The organism is Photobacterium sp. 270122K (assembly GCF_059941365.1).
Map to the genome: position 1 here is coordinate 180,672 of NZ_JBPOEN010000011.1, position 7,005 is coordinate 187,676.

The following is a 7,005-nucleotide window of genomic DNA, read 5'->3' on the forward strand; positions in this document are numbered from 1 at the left end:
GGCAAGTAGCTAACGAATTTCGGAGAAAGCCTGATGGGTAGAATCATTGGTATTGACTTGGGTACAACTAACTCTTGTGTAGCAGTACTTGATGGTGACAAACCACGTGTAATTGAAAATGCTGAAGGTGAGCGCACCACGGCATCTGTGATCGCATACACCCAAGACGGTGAAACACTTGTTGGTCAGCCTGCAAAGCGTCAGGCGGTTACAAACCCAGAAAATACACTGTTTGCGATCAAGCGTTTGATCGGCCGTCGCTTTGAAGACGAAGAAGTACAGCGTGACCTAGAAATCATGCCGTTCAAAATCGTTAAAGCTGACAACGGCGATGCATGGGTAGAAGCAAAAGGCCAGAAAATGGCTGCTCCTCAGGTATCTGCAGAAGTACTTAAGAAAATGAAGAAAACAGCAGAAGACTTCCTTGGTGAGGAAGTAACTGGCGCTGTTATCACGGTACCTGCGTACTTTAACGATGCTCAGCGTCAAGCAACGAAAGATGCTGGCCGTATCGCGGGTCTAGAAGTTAAGCGTATTATCAACGAACCAACAGCAGCAGCATTGGCTTACGGTCTTGATAAGAAAGGCGGCGACCGCACTATCGCAGTATACGACCTTGGTGGTGGTACATTCGATATCTCTATCATCGAAATCGATGAAGTAGAAGGCGAGAAAACGTTTGAAGTACTAGCAACTAACGGTGACACACACCTTGGTGGTGAAGACTTCGATAACCGCATGATCAACTACTTGGTTGACGAATTTAAGAAAGATCAGGGCATCAACCTGAAGAACGATCCGCTAGCGATGCAGCGTCTAAAAGAAGCAGCAGAAAAAGCGAAGATCGAACTGTCTTCTGCACAGCAAACAGATGTAAACCTTCCTTACATCACCGCTGATGCAACTGGTCCTAAGCACATGAACATCAAAGTGACACGTGCGAAACTAGAATCTCTTGTTGAAGATCTAGTACAACGTTCTCTAGAGCCACTAAAAGTTGCACTAGCGGATGCTGACCTGTCTGTAGGCGACATCACTGACGTTATCCTTGTTGGTGGTCAGACACGTATGCCAATGGTTCAGGCGAAAGTGACTGAATTCTTCGGTAAAGAACCACGTAAAGACGTGAACCCAGATGAAGCAGTTGCCGTTGGTGCAGCGGTTCAGGGCGGCGTACTTGCAGGTGACGTGAAAGACGTACTGCTACTTGACGTAACTCCACTGTCTCTTGGTATCGAAACCATGGGCGGTGTGATGACCAAGCTTATCGAGAAGAACACCACGATTCCAACAAAAGCGAATCAGGTATTCTCTACAGCTGAAGACAACCAGAACGCGGTAACTATCCACGTTCTACAAGGTGAGCGTAAGCAAGCGGGCTACAACAAGTCGCTAGGCCAGTTCAACCTAGAAGGTATTCAGGCTGCACCTCGTGGCATGCCACAAATCGAAGTAACCTTCGACCTTGATGCTGACGGTATCCTACACGTGTCTGCAAAAGACAAGTCGACGGGTAAAGAGCAGAAGATCACTATCCAGGCATCTGGCGGTCTGAGCGACGAAGACATCGAGAAAATGGTACAAGAAGCAGAAGCGAACAAAGAAGCGGACAAAAAGTTCGAAGAGCTTGTTTCTGCACGTAACCAAGCTGACCAGCTAATCCACGGTACGCGTAAGCAAATCGAGGAAGCGGGTGAAGCTCTTCCAGCAGATGAGAAAGAAAAAATCGAAGCGGCCGTTGCTGAGCTAGAAGCAGCACGTAAAGCAGAAGATAAAGAAGCGATCGACGCGAAAGTACAAGCGGTAATCGCAGCGTCTCAAAAGCTAATGGAAATTGCTCAGCAGCAGGCGCAAGCGCAACAAGCGCAAGCGGGTGCCGGTGAGCAGCAAGCAAAGCAAGACGACAACGTTGTTGACGCTGAGTTTGAAGAAGTTAAAGAAGACAAAAAATAAGATAACCCTCGGGTAATTTTGTTTGAGCACGGGCGTTTGAGGCTACTCTGACGCCCGTAGCTGTATTTAAAGGCAGGTGAAAAGATAAGTATGTCTAAACGAGATTTTTATGAAGTTCTGGGCGTAAGCCGTGATGCCTCAGAGCGAGATATCAAAAAGGCTTACAAACGCCTTGCGATGAAATTCCACCCCGATCGCAATCAGGGTGATGATCAGGCGGCTGAGAAGTTCAGAGAAGTTAAGCAAGCATACGAAATCCTCACCGATCCACAAAAGAGAGCGGCTTACGATCAATATGGTCATGCCGCTTTTGAACAAGGTGGTATGGGTGGCGGCGGTTTTGGCGGCGGTGCTGATTTCGGTGATATTTTCGGTGATGTGTTTGGCGACATCTTCGGTGGCGGTGGCCGTCGTGGTGGCCAGCAACGTGCCCAGCGCGGTGCGGACTTACGCTACAACATGGAACTGACATTGGAAGAAGCGGTACGCGGTTGCTCGAAAGAGATCCGAGTCCCTACGCTTGTTCATTGTGATACGTGTGACGGTAGCGGTGCGAAGAAAGGCACGTCAGCAACGACGTGTGGCACTTGTCATGGCCAAGGCCAGGTACAAATGCGTCAAGGTTTCTTCGCGGTACAGCAAACCTGTCCACACTGTCATGGCCGCGGTAAGCTCATCAAAGAGCCATGCGGTACCTGTCACGGTCAAGGCCGTAAAGAAGAAACCAAAACGTTGTCTGTTAAGATCCCAGCAGGGGTGGACACAGGCGATCGCATCCGTCTTTCCGGTGAAGGCGAAGCGGGCGAGTTTGGTGCACCCGCTGGCGATTTGTACGTACAGGTTCATGTGGCCCAACACCACATTTTCGAGCGTGATGGCAACAACTTGTACTGCGAAGTACCAGTGAGCTTCACCATGGCAGCACTTGGCGGCGAAGTCGAAGTGCCGACCCTTGATGGCCGAGTGAGCTTGAAAGTCCCATCTGAAACGCAAACGGGCCGTATGTTCCGTATGCGTGGCAAAGGGGTGAAATCCGTGCGCGGCGGTGCAATGGGTGATCTGATCTGTAAGTTGGTGGTGGAAACACCAGTTAACTTAAGCTCACGCCAGAAAGAATTGCTGCAAGAGCTGGAAGAAACACTTGGCGGAACCGCAGCGAAAAAGCACAAGCCAAAATCAGAAGGTTTCTTCGACGGTGTGAAGAAATTCTTCGATGACCTGACCGGTTAATACCACAGAATGATAGAAACAAAAAAGCCAGCGAAAGCTGGCTTTTTTTATGGGAAGTGTTTTGTCCTAAGTAAGGCGAACCATGAATCAAGAGTGACAAAAGAGAGGTTCAAAAGTGAAAAATAATCATTTCCAACAATCATCGGGGCCTGTTTCACCCGTACTTTTAAGAGTGAGATCACCACAGGAATCCTCTTTCTGCAAGGCAGACTTTGTTGCCGTGAGTGTATAACCTGTCGCTGTGGATGCGATTCCGTAATTATAACGCTCACCACTATTGTCACAAGCAACACAAAGGCTAGAGGATATGGTGCTCGGATAAGGCGTGCCGTTTGTCCGATTCTCTTCAATGGTCAATTGAATCATGGATAAATCCCCCATTGCTTTATTCCTGTGGCTCTTCAATACGTGAGCCTGGTAAGAGGGATAGGCAATAGCAGTAAGGACACCGAGAATGGCCACCGTGATCAGGACATCGATCAGCGTCACGCCTTTTTGATGTTTCATGAATTTTAACCTCACATTTATTCGAGCTAACTCGATATCTTTTTCAATTTCAACTCTGTCATTTTGCGGTGGTGGTATTATATGAAGCAAGTTGATATTGAAATATCATCACGTTTATATAGGGAATTGGGGAATGGCTCTCGAAATACGATGTCGATTACATCACATCTACAAGAACCATAAGAAGGTTTGCGGATTTACGCTTCTAGAGCTACTTATCGCTGTTGCCGTTATGACGGTGTTGATGACAGCTGCCGCGCCATCATTTAATTCTGTCATCGAAAGCAATAAAGTGAAGCAGCTAGCAACGGAACTAGAGTGGTTGTTGGTGCAGGCTAAATCGGAGGCGGTAATGCGCAATACTAAATTAACTGTGCATTATGTCCGAGATGATGGCCATGAAATCAGTGATAAGAACGATGGTGCATGGGTGTTAGTGGTCAATGATGTCGCCACAAAGCCAGCAGATATATCAGCGGCTAAAGCGACTGCGATAGCGATGGTAGAAGGTGACAAGTTTAAACATGTCACGATGAAGGCAACGAAGACATTTGTCTCTCATACCATTGATCCTATCCGAGCAACAACGAATAAAAAAGGAAGTTACGCATTTTATCAAGATTCTAAAAAAGAAATGAATGTCATAATGGATCAGCGAACAGGGCGTATTCGGACTTGTGGTGTAAAAGGAGAATACTACAATTATGAAAAGTGCTAATAAGAACGTAAATATCGTGCAACAGCGTGGTGTTTCACTTATTGAGTTGCTGGTTGCATCCAGTATAGGGTTAATGACACTTGCTGTTGTTGGTTCGGTTTTTATTAGTGGGCAAAATTTTTCTTCAGAGAGAAGTAAACAATTGATGCTAGCGCAAGATATCAATGATGCATTACGTTTAATTAAAACAGATGTGCATCGCGCAGGTTATACATCAGATACCAAGAAAGGATCTTTAGTTTTATCTGGAGCAGCTTCAACCATTCATGTTCAAGGGAATAATGCAATCAGCTATATGTATGAAGATGAGAATAATGACTGGCGAGTGGTTAAGTTTACGGTGTCTGATACCCCAAAAACGTTGAAGATATGTGAAGATAAAATATCCAAAGGTGTTTCCACCATTCCAACAGATGCGACATGTGGCAGCGGGAAGGTTGCATATTTGCTTGATCCAGCATATTTTACGTTATCTAATTTTACGGTAACACCAACTACTATCGCAACAGCAAATGCTAACTCTACGTCGATAAATATAAGCATAACAGCCTCACTTAAAGATAGTAAATATTCAAAGTCGGTGTCTTCAACGATAAAAGCGAGGAACTGGAACTAATGAACACTCAAAAAGGAATGGCGACACTATTAGTGACTGTGATGCTATTAATTGTGTCATTAATATTTTCGCTGGCATCTTACAAAAATGTATTCTATCAGATTAAGCGTACGCAAAATGAAGTGTTAGCAAGACAGGCTCATTGGGCATCTGAAGGCGGGCTTGAGTGTGGATTTTCAAAAGTACAAATGGAAAGTAATTTAAGTTTAATTGTAGACAGTAATTACTTTGATAGTGCGTGTGCTAAGCCATTAGGACTAAGTAAAGTTTCAGCGACAAAGATAGATAAAATTTACCACTTAAGCTCTTTGTATAAAAACGATGTGGTGAATAAAGAAGTCTATAAAAAGTTTAGTCTAAATCAAGGTTCAAGTGGTGCATTACAATCAACGGCTGATCTCTACATTAATGGTAGCTCTGCATTTTCAACACCAGATCCCGGCGATAACAATGGCGGTTGGGAATGTGTTGCTATCCGGTATAAGAACTTTTTTTCGTCAAGAGCCGGTGCAACAAATCAAGGTGTGAAACATGGAACCCCACCATCTTTAGATTTTTCTGATGGTGGTGTGGATTGTAAAAGCTCACACATGACAGTAACTGCATCAGATTCTGGTTATAAAAATGATTTTGTCAAAGATATTAATGTGGACCCATTTTATGATACTTTCGGCAAAACACGCGATAAGTGGAATGAAATAAAAAATGAATGGAAATTTTCTGAAATAGCTGCGAGTAAGAGTATAGAGGCGCCAGCTGGAACGTTGTTTAATGTGGTTGAAGAGTGTGGTGATAAAATTGCCACTCAGATTGAGCTGAAAAAGAAAAGAATATGGGTGGCTGGATCGTGTGAAATCACCAGTTCTACAAAACTAGCAAGTGGTAAATATCCAGTTGATGCTGCAGGAAAAGAAATAAAAGGTGGGATTGACAGAATTGAAGAAGCATTTGCTTCCACAGGGAATAAACCGGTTCTTCTTTTAGTCCATGATGGTATTTTCTCTATTCAAGGTTCCATGGACTTTCCTGGCTTATTATACCACCTGACGACAACGTTAATACCAACAGAGCAACTATGGGACAACTTTGAAGCAAAAGCATATTTTGGTAACTATGCATTATTTCCAACCTTATCAAAAGCAAAAACCGCATACTTTCAACGTGGTTCGTTTACGTTTTCTGGTGGACAGATATTGGATGCTAATGGGTTAGCTGCGTACTTTGACCAATCTCTCAATTTTGCTTTTAATAGTGATAATATTGATGAGGTGACGGAAAAAGGGGTTGTTAAGTGGGTAGAAGGATCATGGCATGACTTTAAGTAAATCTACAGTAAGAGGTTTTGGGTTAATCGAAGCACTTATCTCATTACTAGTGTTATCGGTTGGTGTACTAGGTTTGATTAAATTGCAAACTTACGTGGAAATCAAATCAGAAAATGCCCTAAAAACAATTGATGCGCTTTATATAGCAGAAACACAGATGGAGCATTATCAAACTCGGGCTAATGACATCAGTGGCGCTGTAGGTGTTATGCCTTTTGCGAGTATGGATGATGCAAAATTCTGTTTAACAAGCTTAGCCGCCAGCCAAGGCTTTACGATGACATGTAATGTATCTGCGCCAGATCCTACATTGTCCGGAGCATTGAGAACAATTGATGTAAGTGTTGATTGGAAAGATCGCCATGGGGCGCTACAAGCCGTTTCGTTAAAATCTGCAGTATCCAAATACAGTGAGTTTGATTAAAGGAATAGTGGTTGTGGGTAATTAGCACTCACAATCCGATATCTTTGGTTGTTTATTGGTCGATTGGTTTGTTGTGATGAAATATCTCTTGTCACATGTCATTTCATCCCTATAATGCGACCTCACTGACACGGAGCGCGGCGCGAAGCCAGCAACAGTAAGTCAGTATTGTTCTTTAACAATTTGACCATGCAATCTGTGTGGGCACTCGTGAAATGATAGTCAACAAAAG

At 44.2% G+C, this 7,005-nt stretch carries 7 protein-coding genes; 6 read left to right on the plus strand and 1 reads right to left on the minus strand.

Going from position 1 to position 7,005, the window contains the following annotated elements:
- The first annotated feature begins 33 nt into the window (after positions 1 to 33).
- Together dnaK and dnaJ are read left to right on the plus strand one after the other, a co-directional pair.
- Positions 34 to 1,953, plus strand: a complete 1,920-nt coding sequence (dnaK, locus tag ACSF8W_RS19130; protein WP_500848749.1) for a molecular chaperone DnaK — start codon at positions 34 to 36, stop codon at positions 1,951 to 1,953.
- A gap of 90 nt (positions 1,954 to 2,043) precedes the next feature.
- Complete coding sequence (gene dnaJ / locus ACSF8W_RS19135) at positions 2,044 to 3,183, plus strand: molecular chaperone DnaJ (protein WP_500848750.1); 1,140 nt, start codon at positions 2,044 to 2,046, stop codon at positions 3,181 to 3,183.
- A gap of 126 nt (positions 3,184 to 3,309) precedes the next feature.
- Here the strand turns inward: dnaJ and ACSF8W_RS19140 are convergent, their stop codons facing one another.
- On the minus strand, positions 3,310 to 3,690 hold the full coding sequence (locus tag ACSF8W_RS19140; RefSeq protein ID WP_500848751.1) for a type IV pilin protein: 381 nt from the start codon (positions 3,688 to 3,690) through the stop codon (positions 3,310 to 3,312).
- A 133-nt stretch (positions 3,691 to 3,823) separates the two neighbouring features.
- On the opposite strand from ACSF8W_RS19140, the gene ACSF8W_RS19145 reads away from it, so the two are divergent.
- Genes ACSF8W_RS19145 through ACSF8W_RS19160 form a run of 4 tightly spaced genes read left to right on the plus strand, consistent with a single transcriptional unit; the run spans position 3,824 to position 6,773 of the window.
- On the plus strand, positions 3,824 to 4,408 hold the full coding sequence (locus ACSF8W_RS19145; RefSeq protein ID WP_500848752.1) for a pilus assembly FimT family protein: 585 nt from the start codon (positions 3,824 to 3,826) through the stop codon (positions 4,406 to 4,408).
- On the plus strand, positions 4,395 to 5,024 hold the full coding sequence (locus ACSF8W_RS19150) for a PilW family protein (RefSeq protein WP_500848753.1): 630 nt from the start codon (positions 4,395 to 4,397) through the stop codon (positions 5,022 to 5,024). Before ACSF8W_RS19145 ends, ACSF8W_RS19150 begins: the two co-directional genes overlap by 14 nt.
- A complete protein-coding gene (locus ACSF8W_RS19155) occupies positions 5,024 to 6,349 on the plus strand; it encodes a hypothetical protein (protein ID WP_500848754.1) in 1,326 nt (441 codons plus the stop codon). Before ACSF8W_RS19150 ends, ACSF8W_RS19155 begins: the two co-directional genes overlap by 1 nt.
- The gene (locus ACSF8W_RS19160) at positions 6,336 to 6,773 is read left to right on the plus strand and encodes a type IV pilus modification PilV family protein (protein WP_500848755.1); all 438 of its coding nucleotides are present in this window, start codon (positions 6,336 to 6,338) and stop codon (positions 6,771 to 6,773) included. The genes ACSF8W_RS19155 and ACSF8W_RS19160 overlap by 14 nt, the downstream gene beginning before the upstream one ends.
- The last annotated feature ends 232 nt before the right edge of the window (positions 6,774 to 7,005 follow it).

Excerpts from the sequence above, each read along its gene's own strand:
- dnaK (WP_500848749.1), top strand. The coding sequence starts at position 34 with ATGGGTAGAATCATTGGTATTGACTTGGGTACAACTAACTCTTGTGTA.
- dnaJ (WP_500848750.1), top strand. The coding sequence starts at position 2,044 with ATGTCTAAACGAGATTTTTATGAAGTTCTGGGCGTAAGCCGTGATGCC.
- ACSF8W_RS19140 (WP_500848751.1), bottom strand. The coding sequence starts at position 3,690 with ATGAAACATCAAAAAGGCGTGACGCTGATCGATGTCCTGATCACGGTG.
- ACSF8W_RS19145 (WP_500848752.1), top strand. The coding sequence starts at position 3,824 with ATGGCTCTCGAAATACGATGTCGATTACATCACATCTACAAGAACCAT.
- ACSF8W_RS19150 (WP_500848753.1), top strand. The coding sequence starts at position 4,395 with ATGAAAAGTGCTAATAAGAACGTAAATATCGTGCAACAGCGTGGTGTT.
- ACSF8W_RS19155 (WP_500848754.1), top strand. The coding sequence starts at position 5,024 with ATGAACACTCAAAAAGGAATGGCGACACTATTAGTGACTGTGATGCTA.
- ACSF8W_RS19160 (WP_500848755.1), top strand. The coding sequence starts at position 6,336 with ATGACTTTAAGTAAATCTACAGTAAGAGGTTTTGGGTTAATCGAAGCA.